The following is a 19,994-nucleotide window of genomic DNA, read 5'->3' on the forward strand; positions in this document are numbered from 1 at the left end:
TAACTTTCGGCCATGAGCCCGCAGGTTCGTTGCGGCCAGGTCACCGATAACTTCTGAGCCAGGATAACAGCCAATTCCATGGATACCCGCCTGACAATGCTCACCCAGTGGGTCAGAGACCTTCCCGGTTTTGACCAGGCGACACCCGAGCCAGTATCCGGCGACGCGAGTTTCCGCCGCTACTTCCGCGTCAGCGGCAACCCACATGGCACCGGGGCCCAGCCGTATATTGTGATGGATGCGCCGCCCGAGCATGAGGACTGCCACCCCTTCGTGGCGATCGCCCATCACTGGCGCAGCCTTGATATCGCTGTGCCGGACATCGTCCACGAAGACCTGACCCGAGGCTTCCTGCTGCTGGAAGACTTCGGTGACGCCCTGATGCTCGGCGCCTTAAACCACACCAACGCCGACCAGCTTTATGGCGCTGCAATGGACGAGCTGGTCCGCATACAGCAGGCCGACGATGCTCCCGACTACCCACTTCCGGCTTACGACATCGCCTTGCTGGACCGGGAAATGGCTCTGTTTCCGGACTGGTTGCTGACACAACAATTGGGACTGACGCTCTCAAACGGAGAACGCGCGCTACTGGACACCACTTTCGCCTTCCTGCGGGAGAGCGCCCTGGCCCAGCCGAATGTGGCGGTGCACCGCGACTACCATTCCCGCAATCTGCTGGTCCGCGCAGGCACCACGAGGCCCGGCGTGATCGACTTTCAGGACGCCGTGCGCGGCCCGGTCACTTACGACCTGGTATCGCTGCTGAAAGATTGCTATATCCGCTGGCCGGAAGAACGCATCGACCAGTGGACAGACCATTTCCGCGTGCTCAGTGCCGAGGCCGGCCTCCACAAGGCTGACAGGGACACCTTCCGCCAGTGGCTGGAGCTCATGGGCATGCAGCGCCATCTGAAAGCCGCGGGCATCTTTGCCCGGCTGGCCATACGTGACGGCAAGACCGGTTTCCTGAAGGATGTTCCCCGCACCGTGGGCTATTTGGTGGAGGCCAGCAGCCGTCAGGCCGCCCTGCGCCACTTCCACGAATGGCTCACAGACACCGTGGTACCGCCCATTGAGCAGCAGATCGGCCCAGTGGAGACATTCGGCCAGTGAAAGCGATGATTCTCGCAGCCGGCAAAGGCGAGCGCATGCGGCCGCTGACCCTGACCACCCCGAAGCCGCTCCTGCCTGCCGGCGGCAAGCCGCTGATCGTGCACCATCTGGAACGGCTGAAAGCCGCTGGTTTCCGGGAGATCGTGATCAATCACGCCTGGCTGGGCTCGCAGATCGAGGCGGAGCTGGGTAATGGCAGTAACGGCGGGCTGGTCATTGAATACTCGCGGGAAAACGATCCCCTGGAGACTGCTGGCGGGATTATTCAGGCACTGCCCCTGTTGACCAGCAGCGACGACGATTGGTTCGTTGTGATCAACGGCGACATCTGGTGTGATTTTGATCTGTCCCATTTGACGCCACCCGAACATGCCGACGCATTACTGGTCATGACAGGCAACCCTGACCACAACCCGGCGGGCGACTTCTGCCTGCGGGCGGATGGCACGGTGATTGAGAGCGGCCCTGAAACACTGACGTTTACCGGCATCAGCCTGCTAAACCGTCGCCTGTTTTCGGGGCTGACACCGGGTGCCCGAAAACTGGCGCCCATCCTGCGGGATGCTATGACCCGGGGGCGGGTGCAAGGCATTCGCCACAGCGGACACTGGATGGATATCGGTACCCCGGAACGGCTACGGGAGCTGGACCGGATGCTTATGGAAGGCGGGGGCTGAGCCATGACCTCTGAGACCAGAGACAATAACCTGCCCGCACGAATGGAAGCAGAGTTCAGTGAGCTCCTTGGAGAGTTGACCGCCTGCGGCCACCAGGCCACCGAATTGCTGGTCAGAACCCGACTGCCGCGCTGGTGTCGCCGGAGCCTGTTCTTTTTTCTGGGCTACATCGCCAAATCGGAAGGGCGGGTAACGGAGAAAGACATCGGTTTCGCCGAAACCCTGATGAAAGCACTGAAGCTCTCCGGCCGCCAGCGGCGCAAGGCCATTGGCCATTTCCGCAAGGGTAAGACTGCAGAGCGCATCCCTGCCCTGAAAGCGCTGGGCCTGCGCCTGACCCACAGAATCTGGCCCTCTCCCTCATTGCGTGTTGCCATCTGCCTTTGCCACGCAGCGCAGTTGCAGGGACGCCCGGAGAAGCCCCGCCGCTATCGTTGCGAGGACGCCATTGACCAGATGGGGCTGCCGATCAGGGTCAGCGATGACATTCTCGACAGTTACGCCAGCAAGGTCTGGATCACCGAACCGGAGAGCCAGCCCCGCCCCTCCACCTTCGAGCAGGCCTGCCAGGTTCTCGGCGTTACCCGCCGTGACACCCGCGAGGTGATCAAACGGGCCTACCGAAAAAAAGTGTCGGAATGCCACCCGGACAAACTGGCACAACAGAAGCTGAGCCCGGCGGAACTGACCAGGGCAAAGGACCGCCTTTTACGCTACCAGCAAGCCTGGGAACTGATCAGCCAGCGCCTGTCGGTTTGAATCCGGCGTTTTGAGTTCAGCGCCAAGCTTGCTAAACTCCGAGATCAGAACCACACCACAGAAGTGCAAAAGCACAAAAGTGCAAAAGAAAGGCCCACGGACCAGCGGCCTGCAGACCCACTGAAAAGGAGCATTCCCATGGGTAAAAAACTCGTCCTGCTCGGCGACATCGGAACCGATCACCAAGGCTTTCCCCCGACCCCTGTCATTACCGGCAGCGCTACTGTACTGATCGACGGCAAGCCCGTTGCGAGGCTGGGCGACCAGCTTGCCATGCACTCCAAGCCCAAGCATCCACCACATCCCCGCGCCATCGCAGCTGGCAGCCCGACGGTGATGATAGAAGGCAAACCTGCCGCCCTGACCGGCGATGCCGTCAGCTGTGGTGGCGTTGTCATCGGCTCATCCACCGCCGTGGGTGGCTGATGGTTTTCTAGCGTTCGGAGTCAAGCCAGGCTGAAATGCGGTTGGTAAGCGCTTGCGCCTCTCTGGGTTGTGGCTGTTCAGTCATTGCGACAGGTTGTCGGGAGTAGCCTGCAATCCCCGCCCGCCTGAATGCGGCCTCCCGTTGCTTTGGTGACCTTTGAGCCATACCTCCAGCGCCCAATGAACTGCGGGCACTGTGGAGCTCCAGGACTTTGGGCGCACCAGACTCACCAAGCGACTCCGTCAGGGCTTTCGAATCGCTCTGACTAAACGCTGGCGCAATCCAGACCAGCGCCGACACATCCTGCCCCCCGCTGGCAGTGGCCGCGCGGGTGACGTGACCAGCCGCCCGGCCGACACCCACCATGACCACCCGGCTGTAACCACGACCAACCAGGTTGCCAGCCGCCGCGGCCAGGGTCTTCTGAATGCGTGCCTGGTATTGGTTTGCCAATGCCTCAACATCGTCACTGGCCATCACATCGATCATCACCGACTCGCCAGGTTTATCGCCCGTTTCATCGGCGGCGTCCGTGTCCGGCGCGCCCGCCTCTTCAGGCGCCTCCAAGCCCCGTTGTCGACGCGCTTCCTGTACCTCGTATGGCGGCATCTCGAGCCCAAGTACCATCACCGCCCAACCGGCACGTGCCATCGGCCGTCGCAGGGCAGCGGCCAATCCGGAAGCGGGTGATTGCCCCTCATCGGCCAGAATCAGCACTGCGCCCTTCGCAGGCGTCTCGGCTTCCGGCTCAAACAGGGCCAGCACCGGTTCTTCTTCCGGTGGCTCCAGCCATACAGACGAGTCCGGCCAGGCCCGGGCGATTGCATCCGAATCGAGCCCCGTTGATATCAACGGCCTTTCAACAGCCGCCCCGGAGGGTTTCCCGGTTTCCTTCCCGGTCGGGTTCTGCGCGCCTTTCTGCGCCTCTTTCGGTGCCTGCGCCAACGCTAACGAGGCCCAGAAAGCAACAAGGCAGGCCAGGATGACCCGACATTGCACAACCGGTTTTTTAATCCATTTGCTCACAGGCTGTCACTCATTCCGTGCGAAAAATCACCATCAAACTGGTAGACTAGCAGCTTTGCGGCCCAGCAGCCTTTGCAGACTCTTGCAGCCTTTTGCAGGCTTTTACAGAGAAAACCGCTGTACGCGCCATCGTCGATATCACTATCAAACCGTTCAAGAGAGCCGTCATGAACCCTTTCCAGATTGCCCCGTCCATCCTGTCAGCCGATTTTGCCCGACTGGGCGAGGAAGTCGATAACGTACTGGCCGCCGGCGCCGACATTGTCCACTTCGATGTCATGGACAACCACTACGTACCCAACCTGACCATCGGCCCCATGGTCTGCGAAGCATTGCGTAAACACGGGGTTACCGCTCCAATTGACGTGCACCTGATGGTATCACCGGTAGACGACCTGATCCGGATGTTCATCGATGCCGGCGCCAGCTACATCACCTTCCACCCGGAAGCCTCCAATCACATTGACCGTTCCCTGCAGTTGATTCGTGAAGGCGGGTGCAAGGCGGGCCTGGTGTTCAATCCAGCCACGCCACTGCACTACATCGATCACGTGATGGATAAGCTGGACATGATCCTGCTGATGTCCGTAAACCCTGGTTTCGGCGGCCAGAAGTTTATTCCAGGCACTCTCGACAAACTGCGCGAAGCCCGCAAGCGCATCGATACCAGCGGTCGCAACATTCGCCTGGAAATCGACGGCGGTGTGAAAACCGACAACATCCGCGAGATCGCCGAAGCCGGCGCCGACACCTTTGTCGCCGGCTCCGCCATCTTCAACACTGACGACTACAAAGCCACCATCGACAAAATGCGGGCAGAGCTGGAACTGGCCAAGCAGAGTTCGAACCGATGAGCCTGGCGGGGTTGTTCAGCCAACGCTGGCCGGGAGTGGCCCTGTTCGACCTGGACGGCACCCTGGTTGACAGCGCCCCCGACCTGGCAGCGGCCATTGACGCTATGCTGGAACAGCTGGGTCGCCGCAAAGCCGGCGCTGACAATGTGCGCCAATGGGTGGGCAATGGCGCCAGCGTGCTGGTGCGGCGTGCCCTTGCCGGGCAAGCGGACTGGGAACCTGCAACCCCGAAGGACGACGCACTGTTCAATGACGCCCTGGCGATGTTCTACCATGCCTACGAAAACCTTAACGGCCAGCATGCCGTGCTCTACGACGGCGTGGAGGAATGTCTGACCCGTCTTGCCGACCACGGCTGCCGCATGGGCATCGTCACCAACAAGCCGGAACAGTTTGTGGCGCCGTTGCTCGAGCAGATGGGCATTGAACACTGGTTCGATATCAGCATCGGTGGAGACACCCTGCCGGTGCGCAAACCAGACCCGCAACCGTTGATCCATGCCATGACCGAGCTCGGCGGCACCCGGGGCACCACGGTGATGGTGGGCGATTCGGTCACCGACATCAGCGCGGCCCTGGCGGCGGGTATTCCTTCGGTGGCGGTACGCTACGGCTACAATTATGGGGCGCCCGTGGATTCGCTCGGTGCGGATGCCGTTGTTGATTCCCTGGCCCAGCTTTTGTAATCTCACAGGATATTGATTTGAAACCTTCAATTCGGGAGATTCCTGCCGTGCAGGGACTGAGTCTGATAACAGCGCAGGGCATACTGACAACCCGCGCAACACGATGGTGGCGATGGCGCACCGGCTGAATGCCGCCCGAACGTCCTCCATACAGATCAGATTCAGGAACCGTTATCATGACACCCGAGCAATTCGCCGAGCTCGCCAAGGCCGGCTTTAATCGTATCCCCGTATACCGCGAAGTCCTTGCCGACCTGGACACGCCCCTGAGCACCTATTTCAAGCTGGCCAGCGGGCCCTATTCCTACCTGTTTGAATCCGTCCAGGGCGGTGAAAAGTGGGGCCGCTATTCCATTATTGGTCTGCCAAGCCGGGAAGTTCTAAAGGTCCATGATCACACCGTCACCATTACCCGCGACGACGAGGTGATCGAAGAAACCACGGTCGACGATCCATTGGCCTTCGTCGAAGACTATCAGGCCCGCTTCAACGCGCCGGACCTGGAGGAATTGCCCCGCTTCAATGGTGGCCTGGTTGGCTATTTCGGTTATGACACCGTGCGCTACATCGAGAAGCGCCTGCGCAACACCTGCCCGCCGGACAAGATCGGCACGCCCGACATCCTGCTGATGGTGTCCGACGACGTGGTGGTGTTCGACAATCTGCGCGGCAAACTGCACCTGATTGTCCATGCCGACCCAAATCAGGAGGGCGCTTACGAACAGGCACTGCAGCGAATTGACGACCTGGAGTCCCGCTTGCACCGGCAGACGGCCAACGCGCCCCGCACACCGGAACATCTGCGCGGTAAAACCGTGGATGAGAGCGACTTCATCTCCGGGTTCAACCAGGAAAAATTCGAAGCGGCCGTGGGCCACATCAAGGAATACGTGCTGGACGGCGACGTGATGCAGACGGTGATCTCGCAACGCATGTCGATTCCATTCGAGGCACCACCGCTGAACCTGTATCGCTCGCTGAGGGTGCTGAACCCGTCCCCCTACATGTATTTCCTGGATCTGGGAGACTTCCAGATCGTCGGCTCATCGCCGGAAATCCTGGCGCGGGTGGAAGATGATGAAGTCACCGTGCGCCCCATCGCCGGCACCCGAAAGCGTGGCGCCACCGATGCCGAGGACCGGGCCATGGAAGCCGAACTGCTGGCCGACCCCAAGGAAATCGCCGAGCATCTGATGCTGATCGATCTGGGCCGCAACGACGCTGGCCGGGTGTCTGAAACCGGCACGGTAAAGCTGACGGACAAGATGATTGTGGAGCGCTATTCCCATGTGATGCACATCGTCTCCAACGTCACCGGCCGCCTGAAAGACAACACCAGTTGCCTGGACGTGCTGCGCGCCACCCTACCCGCCGGCACCCTGAGCGGTGCCCCCAAGATTCGCGCCATGGAAATCATCGACGAACTGGAGCCGGTGAAGCGCGGCGTCTACGGCGGTGCCGTGGGTTACCTGTCGTTTAATGGCAACATGGATACCGCCATTGCCATCCGCACGGCGGTAATCAAAGACAACACCCTGCATATTCAGGCAGGGGCCGGCGTGGTGGCCGACTCGGTGCCCCGCCTTGAGTGGAAGGAAACCATGAACAAGGGCCGCGCGATTTTCCGCGCCGTCGCCATGACCTACAACGATTTCGACCACTGAGGCGGAGGATAAGATTATGTTGCTGATGATCGATAACTACGACTCCTTCACCTACAACGTGGTGCAGTACCTGGCCGAGTTGGGCGAAGATGTTCATGTCTACCGCAACGACGAGATCACCGTGGAGGGCATCGAAGCCCTGAAACCGGAGCGCCTCGTTGTCTCTCCCGGCCCCTGCACGCCCAACGAGGCAGGCATTTCCATGGCCACCATTCGCCACTTTGCCGGCAAGTTGCCGATTCTGGGCGTTTGCCTCGGCCACCAGGCCATCGGGCAGGTATACGGCGGGAAGGTTATTCGCGCCGGGCAGGTGATGCACGGCAAGGTATCTGCGGTCTACCATAAGGACCAGGGCATTTTCCGTGGCCTGAGCAACCCGCTGAAGGCGACCCGCTATCACAGCCTGGTGATCGACAAAGACACCCTTCCGGATTGCCTTGAAGTCACTGCATGGACTCGCAATGACGATGGCTCGGTGGAAGAAATAATGGGTGTTCGGCACAAAACACTGCCCATCGAAGGTGTACAGTTCCATCCAGAGTCTATTATGACGGAACAGGGCCATGAGCTGCTGCGCAACTTTCTGAAGACACGATAAGAGGCCACCACATGGACATGAAAGAAGCACTGAACCGCATCGCCTCCAACCTGGACCTGTCCACGGAGGAGATGAAGGGCGTTATGCGCATCGTCATGAAGGGTGAAGCCACCGATGCGCAGATTGGGGCCTTTCTCATGGGGCTGCGCATCAAGAGCGAAACCATTGACGAAATCACCGGCGCCACCGAAGTCATGCGGGAACTGGCCACCCGCGTGACGGTCAACGCCGACCCACTGGTGGATATCGTGGGCACCGGCGGTGACGGTGCCAATCTGTTCAACGTATCCACCGCGGCGTCTTTTGTGGTCGCCGCAGCCGGTGGCTTTGTGGCCAAGCATGGCAACCGTGCCGTGTCCTCCAAGAGCGGCAGCGCGGACCTGCTGGAAAAGCTGGGTATCAACCTGCAGATGGCGCCTGAGGAGGTTGCACGCTGCGTGGAGGAGATCGGCGTTGGCTTCATGTTCGCCCCGGCCCATCATGGCGCCATGAAACACGCCATTGGCCCGCGCAAGGAACTGGGTTGCCGTACCATATTCAATATTCTTGGCCCCATGACCAACCCGGCCAGCGTCAAGCGCCAGTTGATCGGTGTGTTCACGAAAGAGCTGTGTCGCCCCATGGCGGAGGTTCTGCACCGCCTGGGCGCCGAACACATTATGGTGGTGCACTCGAAGGATGGCCTGGACGAAATCAGCCTGGCCAGCGCCACCCATGTGGCGGAGCTGAAAAACGGCGAAGTCACTGAGTACGACATCACGCCGGAAGACCTGGGCATCAAGAGCCAGGCGCTGGTTGGTCTCACGGTGGATACCGCCGAGGACTCCCTGAAACTCATCCGTGCCGCGTTCGGTCGTGGTCATGATGAAATGGCTGAGAAAGCGCGGGATCTTATCGCCCTGAACGCCGGCGCAGCAATTTATGTGGCAGGCCTGGCGAAGACGACGGCGGAAGGCGTGGAGATGGCGCTGGACGCCATGGGCTCAGGCTTGGCAGCCGGCAAGATGTCCGAGCTTGCTGACTTTTCGCAGTGTTTCTAATACGAGCCTGACAATGACTGACAGACATCTGGACAAGACGCCTACCATCCTGCGAAAGATCGTTGATCGGAAGTGGGAGGAAATTGATGAGCGTACGCGCAGGGTTTCTATTGGCGATCGGAAGGCCATGGCTGGCAATCAACCGCCAGCGCGGGGCTTTGCGAGCGCCCTTCGCCGACGCATCGAACAGCAAACGCCTGCGGTCATTGCCGAGATCAAAAAAGCCTCCCCCAGCAAAGGCATTCTCCGCGATCCGTTTGTTCCCGAGGCCATCGCCGAAAGCTATGAAAAAGGCGGTGCCGCCTGCCTGTCAGTACTCACTGACAAGGATTTCTTCCAGGGTCATGAAGACTACCTCCAAGCCGCCCGCGCCGCCTGCAGCCTGCCGGTCATCCGCAAGGACTTCATGGTGGCGCCGTATCAGGTCTACGAGAGCCGGGCTATTGGCGCCGACTGCATCCTGCTGATCGCCGCCTGCCTGACCAGGGACCAGATGCAGGAGCTGGAAGGCATTGCCCATGAAATTGGCCTGGACGTGCTGGTCGAGGTTCACGACGGCGAGGAAATGGACGATGCCCTCACCCTGAAAACACCGCTGGTGGGCATCAACAACCGCAACCTGCACACCTTTGAGGTCTCACTGGATACCACCTTCGACCTTCATGAACGGATTTCGGCCGACCGCCTGACGATCACCGAAAGTGGCATCATGACCCGGGCCGATGTGGAGACCATGACCAACCGGGGTATCTACGGCTTCCTGGTGGGCGAGTCCTTCATGCGGGCCGAAGAACCTGGCAAGAAACTGCAGGAGCTGTTTTTTTAGGAGGGCTTACGCAAAGCTCGAACAAGTCAGCGGGCATGGGTTGAGCACGGACTAATCCTCAGCCAACGCCTCCTGCAGCAACGCCAGCAAATGCGCCGGCATCCCTTCGGCCAGCTTCAGCGCGGCTTCATGCCCACGCGGAGACATCTTGCCCCAGGTACGGCGGACAATGCGCAGCCATTTCTCCCGGTCGTAATCGGCTTTTTCCTCATAGAAATCCGCGAAATAGCGTTCCAGGAATACCATGCAGGCAACGTCTTCCAGCAGCTGTGTGTCTGCGTCCTTGCGCAACTCCCGCTTGGTCAGGATGGTTTCCACCTTCTGGCATTCTTCCTGTGGGTAGCCACATTCCTCCATGATTCCGGCGGCCCGGCGGCCATGCATGCGGCCGCAGGCCTGGCGCCATTCGTAATAGGCCTTGCGACCTTCCGGGAAATCGCTACGGGGGATGGTCCAGCGCTCGATGTGCTGGGCGCGGCAGGCAATCTGCATGCGTTCGGAGGGCTGCGGCTCAAGCTCAAACAGCCAGCGGGTCATGTGCTGGCTGTAGGCGTATTCCTTGGGCAAGGGTATTCCGCCAACCTGCTCGATGTTGGGGTCTGCACGGTTGGCGGTATCGATTCTATCAAGAGCACAGGCCAGTGGGGTCTGTTGGGTCATCGGGTCATACCTGGGCGGAAGGACGTTGCTTGATGCGATCATACCAGGCCTGGAGGTTGGCCTGCTCCGGCTTGATGCGAATATCCACCACACGGGCGAAGGCCACCGTGGTAAAGGCATTAATATCCGCGGCCGTGAACCGGTCGCAACAGATGTATTCCCTGCCATCCAGATGCTTGTTCAGGAAGTGCATGAATTTTTCCACCGAGGTGCGGCACTCCTCACCCCATTCCTTGATCGGGTTCATGCGGTCCTTGAAATAGCCGCTGGTGTGCTGAAAACACATACCGGTGGGCAGGAAAAAGGAGAACTCGATCCACCGCAGCCACTGTTCCACCTGCGCTTTCTCCAACGCCGTGTCCCCGAGCAGGGTTGGCGCATCCGGATAGCTTTCTTCGAAATAGCGGCAAATTGCCATGGTTTCGGCGATGCAGGTGCCGTCGTCCAGTTCCATCACGGGTACTTTCTTCATCGGGTTCCTGGCCGCGTACTCCGGCGTCAGGTTCTCACCCTTCTGCAGATCGATCTCAACAAACTCGGCCTTGTCCAACAGGCCCTTTTCAGACATGAACATCCTTACCCGGCGTGGGTTGGGCGCTGTCTTGGTCTCAAAGATTTTCATTGTTATCGACTCCAATCCAAATAAGTATCTCGGGGTGAATCTGAGGAATTGTGTAGAAGACTGCCGCGGAACACCGGTTGCGTCAAGCAACCGTAATCATTTGGGCAGCCAGTTTTTTATCTGCTGGATGACCCATTCAGGGTCGTCCATTGGCAGGTCATGGCCGGCGGACGAATGAACTTTCAGCGTCCATTGCCAACGCTGCTCAAACACCTTACTGCAGCTCCAATGGACAATACGGTCACCCTTGCTGGCGAGTACAAGTGCGTTCGGCAGAGGGCGTTGAGGCAGGGGTTTGTAGGCCATCGCCGCTTTCATCTGGGCATAGGCGTTGGCATAGCTGACTGGCCGCTGGCGCTGGATGCTGTACCAGTGTTTCATGACATCGAGGTCGACCGGTCGATTGCTCGTCAACCGCAGAATATCCACCTCACGATCGAACAGTTCCCGGCGCGTCAGGAGGCGAACGATACGAGGCCAGGCCCCCGGACGCATCCGTCGCCAGGGCAGGCTGAATCCGGAACTCGTGTTGATCAGCACCAGGTTCTGAATTTCACCCTCGGTGACATGCTGAGCCCAGTCCAGGGCGACCATCCCGCCCATGGACAAAGCGATGAGATTGTATGGCGCTGGAATGTGACCAACACTGCGGCGAACCTTCTCCCGGATCTCCGCGATACGGTCAGGGCTGGGATCCTTGAAGTGCACGCCCGTGCCCGGAAGATCAACCAGATGGAACTGATGACCGGGAAAGGCTTCCTCAAGCCTGTGGGGAAAAGAGCCCCAGTGTGACTGCTCCCGGGTCAGTCCGCGCAACAGAATCCAGTGCATTGTCAGTGATGATCCCTGTACCAGTGGGCGATGGCGGCCTCCCTTAGCATGGACGCCTCATCCGAGTGCGGCAACCAGTTTTCGTGATGGGCGGCGGCGCTGACCAGGAAATCGATAAAGGTCAGGTGACTTCGCAGTACGCGCCGATGGCGATGGGGTACCAGCGGATTGAAAAAGCCGTCCAGTCGCAGCAACTGTCGTGGGCGCTTCTTGATCCATCGCCAGGAGCCCAGTTCCAGGGTAAGGGGAATAAAGGCGCCCTCACCGCTGCGGTTGATCTTCTTGTAGAAATAGTCCCACAGATCACCGTGGGTCAGGTAATGACGGGACTGGGGCTCGAAGCGATAGTTGTGTTCCGGCCATGCCTGCTCCCAGATCAGCTTCAATGCCATCACCGATTCGATCCGTCGCATGGGGCGACGACGGTAGGCATAGGGGAACCAGATCTGGTCCTGCCAGCCGAAACCGGAATGACAGTCCAGCGCGACACTGAAAGGACGGCCTGGCAGGAGCTCCGAGATCACCGACTCAAGGGCCTGGTTCTCCGCTTCCATACCCTGCTCGGGATCACCAATGAACCACGGCAGGCGCGGGGAGAAGCGCTGCCCGCCCAACAGGAACGCACTGCGGTCCTGGGCGGTGATCGGTGCGTTGCGCATCAGGTCGACCCCGTTGGGATTGCTGCGCTGATTCAGATACATGCCGCCGGGGTTGAGGATGGGCAGCAGGGTAACCCGCACTTTTTTCAGCAGGGCCTGGAGATGCCCGTCCCAGGACATCCTTGCCAGCAGATTGCGCAACCAGGCCATGACGACTTCGCTGCCGATGCGTTCAAGACCGTGAACGCCACCCACCAGCATCACCACTGGCGCATCGGGTGCCTCGCTGCCGAGGTCAACCCGGTAGATCGGCAGGTCAATGTGTTTCATCGCAACCCGAGAGAGCGTCTTCACAGTAACCTGTCCCGGCGCTTCCGCCAGCACACGCTCAAGACGAATCATCTCCGGCAGAAAGGTTCTCAGCAGATGGCGTTGGCGGCTATCCCGACGGGCCTGTTCGGCAGGAATAGCAGAATGGGGGGTCAGTTTGCGCAATTCGGTCATGGGGCTCTCCCGTTTCAGACAACCCTTCAAACTACTGCTGAATTGCTTCAATTCGTTGACACTGGGGCTCAAAACACCGGAAAGCATGTGCATTTTCTGGCGACATTTTACATGAATGGCTTGTAACTCACGCTCAGGGCGTTACTCTTAAATATACGTAGTAACCGAGGTCACAACATTTGTCTTGCCCTCTGAAAACGCAGTATCAATACGGCGTATTCACCTCTAGAGCGGTCTTCAGAACCGCTCCAGCGGATCTGTTTCCGCGTATTTTCAAAATCCATAAGGAGAACCAATCATGCGAAAGCTAACGCCAGTCGCGCTGCTTTGCGCGATGTCCGTGCCTGCACTTGCCCAGGCCGATTGCGGTGAAGTTTCCATCACCGAAATGGGCTGGGCATCCAACACAGTTGTCACCAGCGTTGCCAAATTCATCATGGAGCAGGGGTACGGCTGTGATGTCACCGTGGTTCCCTCCGACACCGTCCCCGCTGTTACCTCGGTCGCCGAAAATGGTGAACCGGACATCGTTACCGAACTGTGGCTCAACTCCGCAGGTGAGGCCTACCTGGAACTGGAAGAACAGGGCAAGATCGAGCGTCTGACCAAAGTATTGGAGCCCGGTGGCGTTGAAGGCTGGTGGATTCCAACCTACCTGGCCGAGAAGTACCCCGAATTGACCACCATCGAAGGTGTCATGGCTAATCCGGAACTGGTGGACAACCGCTTCAACAATTGCCCAAGTGGCTGGGGTTGTCGTGTGGTCAGTGACAACCTGGTTAGGGCGCTCGACCTGGAAAGCTCTGGCATTGAGGTGTTCAACCACGGTTCCGGTGAAACCCTGGCCTCGTCCATGGCCTCTGCCGTGCAGTCTGAAGAGCCCTGGTTTGGCTATTACTGGGGCCCCACTGTCCCGCTCGGCAAGTTCGACATGACCCGCGTCGAACTGGGTGACTACAAGCCGGAGGTTCACACCCGTAACCAGACCCAGGATGCGGACAACCCTGGCGTGTCTGAATTTCCCGCCGCCACCGTACTGACGTCCGTGACCACGGACTTCAAGGATCGTGAGCCGGAAGTTGCGGAAATGCTCAGCAAGCTGACATTCAAAACCGACACCATGAGCGCCCTGTTGGCGTGGATGGATTCCAACAACGCGTCGGCAGAAGAAGCGGCCGTGTATTTCCTGAGCAACAACAGCGACGAGTGGTCAAGCTGGCTGAACGATTCGGCCAAGAAACGCCTGGCTTCGGTGCTGGGAGAGTAATCTCTCCACCTACCCTGACAGGGCCGTCTCCCGGCCCTGTCAAACCGAACAGGCGAACTCACATTACCCATTTTCATCTGAACGCTTCTGGGAACTGACCGCAAATGGCGACCTACGATTTCGTGTTTTCATCACTGGGTCTGGAAGACTGGTGCTCTGACGGCCAAAGTGATGCCCCCATGTCAATGGCGGCGTTGCTGCAAAAAACCAAAGGAACGGACGCCGAAGCAGAGTCACTATGGGACCTGCCTTTTCCATCCATGGACGCGCTTAACGAGTCCTGCGCGGCCTTCCCCAAATCCAGGGAACTGACAAAAGGTCTTGAAGAGGGCTTCCTGTCCATCAAGGACAGTCTGAGTGTTGTTCTGGACCCTTTGACTCAACCACTAAGCTGGTTTCTGGACGGGACACTCTACGGCATGCTGAACACGCCCTGGTGGATCGTGATACCGGCGCTGCTGGCCGTGGTGTTTGTCGTCACCAAATCCTGGAAACTGGTGGGATTTGTGGCGGGCAGCCTGGTTCTGCTGGCCTTTATTGACTACTACCAGTATGCGATGGAGACGCTGTCGATCATCTTTGTCTGCGCGTTCCTCTGTGTGCTGCTGGGCGTGCCCATCGGCATTGCCATGTCCCGCAGCGACATGATGCAGCGTCTGACCATTCCCGTGCTCGACATGCTGCAGACACTGCCGCCCTTTGTGTACCTGATTCCGCTGATCTTCCTGTTCAGCGTGACCGAGTCCAAGCTCTACGGCATTGCCATCATCCTGTACGCCATTGTGCCGGTCATCCGTCTCACCAACCTGGGTATCCGCCTGGTGGACAAGGATGTAATCGAAGCCGCTGACGCCTTCGGGATGACCAGCCACCAGAAACTCTTCAAGGTCCAGATTCCACTGGCGCTGCCCAACATCATGGCGGGTGTAAACCAGACCATTATGATGAGCCTGGCCATGGTTGTTATCGCTTCCCTGGTGTCGGCACCGGGGCTCGGGGTGCTGGTGCTTCAGGGCATTCGCAACCTGGAGCTGGGTGTCGGGCTGGTTGCCGGCCTTGGCATCGTGATTCTGGCGGTGATCCTTGACCGGGTAACCAAGGCCTCACTGGCGCGCATCAACGCCTCACAGAAACAGTAAGGGAGCGAATCGTGGACCGGGATATCAAGATTTCCATCCGGAACCTCTACAAGATTTTCGGCCCCATTCCCGATGTCGCCCTGGCGTATGTGCGCCGGGGTATGGGAAAGGCCGAACTGCTGGAAAAGCATAACCACGTACTGGGTCTCCAGGATATCAACGTGGATATGCGAGAAGGCGAGATCACCGTCATCATGGGTCTGTCGGGCTCAGGCAAGTCCACGTTGATACGCCATCTCAACCGGCTGATCGAACCCACTGCTGGTGAGATCAAGGTGGATGGCAAAAACGTACTCGCCTTCGACGAGGACGGATTGCGGAAGCTGCGGCGTGAACAAATGTCGATGGTTTTCCAGAAATTCGCCCTGCTCCCCCACAAGACGGTGCTGGAGAACGCCGGCATGGCGCTGCTGGTAAGAGGCCATACGGTGCGGGACTTCGAGGACGAAGCCAAGAAATGGCTCGCCCGGGTGGGGCTGGAAGGCAACGAAAACCAATACCCGCACCAGCTATCCGGCGGTATGCAGCAGCGCGTGGGCATTGCCCGGGCACTCGCATCCAACTCGCCCGTGATGCTGATGGACGAGGCCTTCTCCGCCCTGGACCCGCTGATTCGCTCCGACATGCAGGACCTGCTGCTGGAGTTGCAGGAGGAACTGAAGAAAACCGTGGTGTTCATCACCCACGATCTGGACGAGGCGCTAAAGCTGGCGGACCACCTGGTTATCCTCAAGGACGGACACATCGTCCAGCAGGGCGAACCCCAGGAAATTCTCATGCATCCCAACGATCCGTACATTACGGATTTCATCAGCGACATCAATCGTGCACGGGTTCTGAGAGTGCGTTCCGTGATGGCAAAAACCACGGAACCTCCCGCTGACAGTGCCGGCGACATTTCCGATCGGGACAACCTGGAGTCGGTGATCGCAAGATCCGACGGCGATACCGACCTTGTCTATCGGGTGGTCAAAAAAGGCAACCAGGTAGGCATTCTCGAGATGAAAGAACTGGTCAAGGCACTGGTGCCGGTCGATGCATCGGAAGGAGACAATCGCAGCCGTTACTGATCGGGGGCCATCCCGGTGGAGGTGGGCTCCTGGATGACAGCAGCGTGACAGACGGGCTATTATAAATAGGTCGCCGTAGCTTCGCGGTGCCCCAGACAACGATCATGCCCAGACTGGCAGTGGCTCTACTAACCGTACTCCTGTTGCACGGCTGCTCACCTCCTCCTGACGAAGAGAGCCCTTCTTCAGACGTCGACACGCAGACGCCAACCAATGAGGCCCTGTCCGCTGCCCTTTCCAATACGACACCCCGGCCCCGGACGATCGTTATCGCATCCGATCCCTGGTGCCCCCATAACTGCGAAGCGGGGAGCGATCGCGAGGGCTACATGGTGGACATTGCCCGCGAGGTCCTTGGCGAAGCCGGCTATACCGTGGAGTACGTCAACGTTAGCTGGGCACGGGCGCTGCAATTAACGCGTGAAGGTCAACTGGACGCAGTGGTCGGTGCCTTCACAACCGATGCCCCGGATTTCGTGTTCCCAGACACCCCCCAGGGGCGCTCAGCCATTGCGCTGTTTACCCACCCTGACAACCGCTGGGTATACGACGGCCTGGCGTCGCTCCATAACCAGAAGCTGCTGGTCATCAATGGGTACTCCTATACCGATGAGCTGGACCAGTACATTGAGGAGCATCAGGCCAACCCGGAACGAATCTGGGTGATCGCGGGGCCGTCACCCCTTGATCGGGCCATCTACCTGCTGGACCAACACCGTACTGACATTTTTGCGGAAGATATCTACGTGATGGCCTGGTGGGAAATGAACAACAACGACACTGTCCCCGCGCCACGGCAAGCAGGGTTGGTCGACGAAATCGATGCCTTCGTCGCGTTTTCCCCGGTACGGGAAGACGCAAAAGAACTTGCGAAACTCTTAACGGAAGGCACCCGACAACTCATGGACAGCGGCCGGGTACAGCAGATCCTGGACCAGTACGGACTCAGTCTGTGGACTGAAATGCCCTGATCAGACGTCCATCTCCGGTCACCAGCAGCAACTCACCGTGCCGGCCAATGTCGAAGCGTCGAACCTCACCCAACAGCAACAGGAATCGGTCTTCCTGGTTCATCAGCGCCGGGGCACAAGCCTTTTTGGTGGACGCCATACGGGTAAACTCAAGGCCCTCGCCAGTCAGGTTCCATCCGCCGCTGAACTGATTGCAGGACGCACGCCCGGAAACACGCTGGTCCTCCTGAAAGTTCAGTGTGACCCGGGAGCTGTCAACAATGCCGCGACCTCCGATATCCTCAACAACCCATTCAGGCCCCAGAAACAACTCTTCGGGGTCACCCCCGCAGCCGCTGGTTGCCTCGCCGTTTATGGCAAGACGAACCTGGCGGGGATAAGGCATGCCAGACATGGAGTCGCGACATAACTGGCTGGCCGCTTTGAGCTCAATCCGAATGCCATCGCCCTCAGCGCGAAAAGTCCGCTCGGTGGGGCTTTGCTCAACCATGTCATAACGCAATGCGACCGGCTCCACACCCATTCGCTCCACCTCCAGTTGCCCTGGCTCGACGATCACCCGCCAGAACGGTTCATTCCCCCGGGCAACAAAAGGCTGTTCAATGGGTCCCGGAGCAAAACACGGGGGCAGCGCCTGGCTACAGGCCTTGACCGCTTCCTCCTGACTACCCTCACCAGGGCCAGACGCGCAGCCGGCAATTAGTCCAAGCATGACCAACGTCAGCGGCCACAACGCAGCGATTCCTTTCATTGTCTATTCCTCATTCCCTGTGGTTGTAACAGTTGCAGATTATCCATGATGGCTGCCGATTTTAAAGCAGAGCCGTTACCATTTCCTGTCTTAAAGCATTACGCTTAGGCCATCAAAACACCCGGGAGCATTCCACGTCATGGCGATAAAACTCTACCAGTTTGCTATTTCACACTACTGCGAAAAGGCTCGCTGGGCCCTGGATCACAAAGGTCTGAGCTACGAAGCCATCAGCCTTCTGCCCGGCCAGCACATCAACACCATCCGCAAACTGACGGGCGCTGATTCATCGGTACCGGTACTGGACCATGACGGTCACCGGGTTCAGGGATCGAAAGCCATCATTGACTATCTGGACGACACGTTTCCCGAAGACCCGCTGACGCCGACCGACCCGCAGGCCCGCGAGGCCGCGCTGTCCTGGGAACAGCGGCTGGACGACGAAGCCGGCCCCAGCGTGCGCTGTTACTCCTACCACCACTTCCTGCAACGCCCCAAGGTGGTCGTTCCCATGCTGGCTGCGGGCACGCCCTTCTACAATCGGATTCTACTGAGACTGGCCTTCAGCCGGGTGGACGAGGTCATGCGCAAATGGATGAAGATCAACGAGAAAACCGCCGCGCAGTCGCGGGAAACCATGGAGCGCTACCTGACCGAACTGGCGAATGCCTACCAGGAGAAGCCCTACCTGGCTGGAGACAGCTTTTCCCGCGCCGACCTCGCCGCGGCCTCCTTGTTCGCACCCATGTTCCAGCCCGGCCAATACCCGGTGCCCTGGCCCAAACCGGCGAAAATCCCCAAAGACATACAGGCCTGGTTGGATCAATGGCAGCCACAGATCCACACGCTGGAAAAGGTCTATGCTGCTAATCGCTGAGCCACTGACGGCGCTCTCGGCCGGGTGAATTGCCGGTCCAGCGGCGGTAGGCCCGGGTAAAAGCACTTTGCTCGGAAAAGCCCAACAGCAGAGCAATGTCGGTCAGCGTCAGTGAGGTGTCGTCCAGGTACTGTCGCGCCAGCTGTTCCCGGTTCCGATCGAGCCACTGCTGCCAGCTCAACTGATACCGGGCCAGGCGTCGCTGCAGCGTTCGCGGTGACATGTGCATGGCATGGGATGCACGCGCAAGGGTGGGCTCGCCATCAGACAACAGTTTCAGCAGTACCTGCTGTAGCTGGCGATCAATGCCCGAGCCCGCCTGTGACGCCTCCGGCAACGCCCGCAGCAGGGCACGGGCCTGCCGGTCCAGCAACTCGCGAAGTGTCGGGTCTCGCCGGGGCATGGGCAGGCTGAGGTAATGCAGCGGAAACCGGACTCGCACATGGCTGTCGTTCCAGGTCACCGAGCAGCCAAAAAACCGTTCGTATTCCCTGGCCGCCTCAGCACTGACGTCACCCAGAAAACTCACTAGCGAGGGCGGAGGGGGCTGATCAATCTGGCGACGCATAAAGGTCACCAATGCTGCAATTGCAGCGCCGTCCGCCTGCTGGCCAAGCTCATTCTCCGAGGGCGGCCAGCGCATTTCCGCCTGATCACCGACGACCTCGATTTCCGCCAGGCTGGCACCATAAAACAGGGTTTCGTAGCGCTGGTAGGCCAACATGGCCTCGCCGAGGGTGTCGGACGCCAGCACCAGATAGCCGAGCACACCCACATGGGCAGGACGCACACAGGCCCCCACCTTTAGCTCGGGAGCGGCATACTGAGGCGCCAGAGCCAGTCCCTGCGCCAGCAGGTCACGCCACACCGGCACCGGTACGTTGTCTTCCGACGCCCAGCGCGCCAGCGCTATCCTGACCGGGGCATTCTCCAGTCCCTCCTGTTCAAGCCAGTCCGATAGCAGTCCCGTCCAGGCACCGGTTACCCGCATTACCTTGGCCATGGTTCACCGTCCTCCACGCGCTGCGTC

At 59.4% G+C, this 19,994-nt stretch carries 22 protein-coding genes; 15 read left to right on the top strand and 7 right to left on the bottom strand.

Going from position 1 to position 19,994, the window contains the following annotated elements:
• The first annotated feature begins 78 nt into the window (after nucleotides 1–78).
• From B3M52_RS14185 to B3M52_RS14200, 4 genes are all read left to right on the top strand, one after another.
• A complete protein-coding gene (locus B3M52_RS14185; protein WP_036210976.1) occupies nucleotides 79–1,116 on the top strand; it encodes an aminoglycoside phosphotransferase family protein in 1,038 nt (345 codons plus the stop codon).
• Nucleotides 1,113–1,793 (top strand): N-acetylmuramate alpha-1-phosphate uridylyltransferase MurU, encoded by a 681-nt coding sequence (gene murU / locus B3M52_RS14190; RefSeq protein ID WP_075194231.1) that lies wholly within the window; start codon nucleotides 1,113–1,115, stop codon nucleotides 1,791–1,793. The genes B3M52_RS14185 and murU overlap by 4 nt, the downstream gene beginning before the upstream one ends.
• Nucleotides 1,794–1,796: 3 nt before the next feature.
• A complete protein-coding gene (locus tag B3M52_RS14195; protein ID WP_075194230.1) occupies nucleotides 1,797–2,552 on the top strand; it encodes a DnaJ domain-containing protein in 756 nt (251 codons plus the stop codon).
• A gap of 138 nt (nucleotides 2,553–2,690) precedes the next feature.
• Complete coding sequence (locus tag B3M52_RS14200; protein ID WP_007155253.1) at nucleotides 2,691–2,978, top strand: type VI secretion system PAAR protein; 288 nt, start codon at nucleotides 2,691–2,693, stop codon at nucleotides 2,976–2,978.
• Between the two features lie 7 nt (nucleotides 2,979–2,985).
• Here B3M52_RS14200 and B3M52_RS14205 read toward each other — a convergent pair whose 3' ends face one another.
• Nucleotides 2,986–4,005, bottom strand: coding sequence for a DUF3530 family protein (locus B3M52_RS14205; protein ID WP_075194229.1), 1,020 nt, complete (start codon nucleotides 4,003–4,005; stop codon nucleotides 2,986–2,988).
• Nucleotides 4,006–4,172: 167 nt separating this feature from the next.
• Between B3M52_RS14205 and rpe the strand changes: the two genes are divergently transcribed.
• From rpe to trpC, 6 genes are all read left to right on the top strand, one after another.
• Nucleotides 4,173–4,859: a ribulose-phosphate 3-epimerase gene (gene rpe, locus B3M52_RS14210; protein WP_036210966.1), complete on the top strand. Its 687-nt coding sequence runs from the start codon at nucleotides 4,173–4,175 to the stop codon at nucleotides 4,857–4,859.
• Complete coding sequence (locus tag B3M52_RS14215) at nucleotides 4,856–5,545, top strand: phosphoglycolate phosphatase (RefSeq protein ID WP_036210963.1); 690 nt, start codon at nucleotides 4,856–4,858, stop codon at nucleotides 5,543–5,545. Before rpe ends, B3M52_RS14215 begins: the two co-directional genes overlap by 4 nt.
• A 176-nt stretch (nucleotides 5,546–5,721) precedes the next feature.
• Nucleotides 5,722–7,209 (top strand): anthranilate synthase component I, encoded by a 1,488-nt coding sequence (gene trpE, locus B3M52_RS14220; protein ID WP_041332532.1) that lies wholly within the window; start codon nucleotides 5,722–5,724, stop codon nucleotides 7,207–7,209.
• Between the two features lie 16 nt (nucleotides 7,210–7,225).
• The gene (locus B3M52_RS14225; protein ID WP_036210957.1) at nucleotides 7,226–7,807 is read left to right on the top strand and encodes an aminodeoxychorismate/anthranilate synthase component II; all 582 of its coding nucleotides are present in this window, start codon (nucleotides 7,226–7,228) and stop codon (nucleotides 7,805–7,807) included.
• A gap of 11 nt (nucleotides 7,808–7,818) precedes the next feature.
• Nucleotides 7,819–8,847: an anthranilate phosphoribosyltransferase gene (gene trpD, locus B3M52_RS14230; RefSeq protein ID WP_075194228.1), complete on the top strand. Its 1,029-nt coding sequence runs from the start codon at nucleotides 7,819–7,821 to the stop codon at nucleotides 8,845–8,847.
• Between the two features lie 13 nt (nucleotides 8,848–8,860).
• Nucleotides 8,861–9,673 (top strand): indole-3-glycerol phosphate synthase TrpC, encoded by an 813-nt coding sequence (gene trpC / locus B3M52_RS14235; protein ID WP_075194227.1) that lies wholly within the window; start codon nucleotides 8,861–8,863, stop codon nucleotides 9,671–9,673.
• Between the two features lie 51 nt (nucleotides 9,674–9,724).
• Here trpC and B3M52_RS14240 read toward each other — a convergent pair whose 3' ends face one another.
• From B3M52_RS14240 to B3M52_RS14255, 4 genes are all read right to left on the bottom strand, one after another.
• Nucleotides 9,725–10,333, bottom strand: coding sequence for a DUF4202 domain-containing protein (locus B3M52_RS14240; protein WP_075194226.1), 609 nt, complete (start codon nucleotides 10,331–10,333; stop codon nucleotides 9,725–9,727).
• A gap of 4 nt (nucleotides 10,334–10,337) precedes the next feature.
• On the bottom strand, nucleotides 10,338–10,955 hold the full coding sequence (locus B3M52_RS14245) for a glutathione S-transferase family protein (protein WP_036210943.1): 618 nt from the start codon (nucleotides 10,953–10,955) through the stop codon (nucleotides 10,338–10,340).
• Between the two features lie 96 nt (nucleotides 10,956–11,051).
• Nucleotides 11,052–11,786: an alpha/beta fold hydrolase gene (locus B3M52_RS14250; protein ID WP_036210941.1), complete on the bottom strand. Its 735-nt coding sequence runs from the start codon at nucleotides 11,784–11,786 to the stop codon at nucleotides 11,052–11,054.
• 2 nt (nucleotides 11,787–11,788) lie between these two features.
• The gene (locus B3M52_RS14255; protein ID WP_036210939.1) at nucleotides 11,789–12,889 is read right to left on the bottom strand and encodes a M14 family zinc carboxypeptidase; all 1,101 of its coding nucleotides are present in this window, start codon (nucleotides 12,887–12,889) and stop codon (nucleotides 11,789–11,791) included.
• A 298-nt stretch (nucleotides 12,890–13,187) separates the two neighbouring features.
• Here B3M52_RS14255 and B3M52_RS14260 point away from each other — a divergent pair, with 298 nt between their 5' ends.
• From B3M52_RS14260 to B3M52_RS14275, 4 genes are all read left to right on the top strand, one after another.
• Nucleotides 13,188–14,156 (top strand): ABC transporter substrate-binding protein, encoded by a 969-nt coding sequence (locus B3M52_RS14260; RefSeq protein WP_075194225.1) that lies wholly within the window; start codon nucleotides 13,188–13,190, stop codon nucleotides 14,154–14,156.
• A 104-nt stretch (nucleotides 14,157–14,260) separates the two neighbouring features.
• On the top strand, nucleotides 14,261–15,295 hold the full coding sequence (locus B3M52_RS14265) for an ABC transporter permease (RefSeq protein WP_075194224.1): 1,035 nt from the start codon (nucleotides 14,261–14,263) through the stop codon (nucleotides 15,293–15,295).
• Nucleotides 15,296–15,306: 11 nt separating this feature from the next.
• Complete coding sequence (locus B3M52_RS14270; RefSeq protein WP_036210930.1) at nucleotides 15,307–16,365, top strand: betaine/proline/choline family ABC transporter ATP-binding protein; 1,059 nt, start codon at nucleotides 15,307–15,309, stop codon at nucleotides 16,363–16,365.
• A 104-nt stretch (nucleotides 16,366–16,469) separates the two neighbouring features.
• The gene (locus B3M52_RS14275) at nucleotides 16,470–17,336 is read left to right on the top strand and encodes a substrate-binding periplasmic protein (protein ID WP_036210927.1); all 867 of its coding nucleotides are present in this window, start codon (nucleotides 16,470–16,472) and stop codon (nucleotides 17,334–17,336) included.
• On the opposite strand, the gene B3M52_RS14280 is transcribed toward B3M52_RS14275, so the two are convergent.
• Nucleotides 17,311–18,087: an META domain-containing protein gene (locus B3M52_RS14280; protein WP_083637115.1), complete on the bottom strand. Its 777-nt coding sequence runs from the start codon at nucleotides 18,085–18,087 to the stop codon at nucleotides 17,311–17,313. The genes B3M52_RS14275 and B3M52_RS14280 overlap by 26 nt on opposite strands.
• A gap of 139 nt (nucleotides 18,088–18,226) precedes the next feature.
• On the opposite strand from B3M52_RS14280, the gene B3M52_RS14285 reads away from it, so the two are divergent.
• Nucleotides 18,227–18,964 (top strand): glutathione S-transferase family protein, encoded by a 738-nt coding sequence (locus B3M52_RS14285; protein ID WP_075194223.1) that lies wholly within the window; start codon nucleotides 18,227–18,229, stop codon nucleotides 18,962–18,964.
• Here the strand turns inward: B3M52_RS14285 and B3M52_RS14290 are convergent.
• A complete protein-coding gene (locus tag B3M52_RS14290; protein WP_041332521.1) occupies nucleotides 18,954–19,967 on the bottom strand; it encodes a helix-turn-helix domain-containing protein in 1,014 nt (337 codons plus the stop codon). The genes B3M52_RS14285 and B3M52_RS14290 overlap by 11 nt on opposite strands.
• Nucleotides 19,968–19,994 lie beyond the last annotated feature (27 nt).

It is taken from the genome of Marinobacter sp. UBA2688 (assembly GCF_002352785.1).
Lineage (GTDB): Bacteria > Pseudomonadota > Gammaproteobacteria > Pseudomonadales > Oleiphilaceae > Marinobacter > Marinobacter salarius.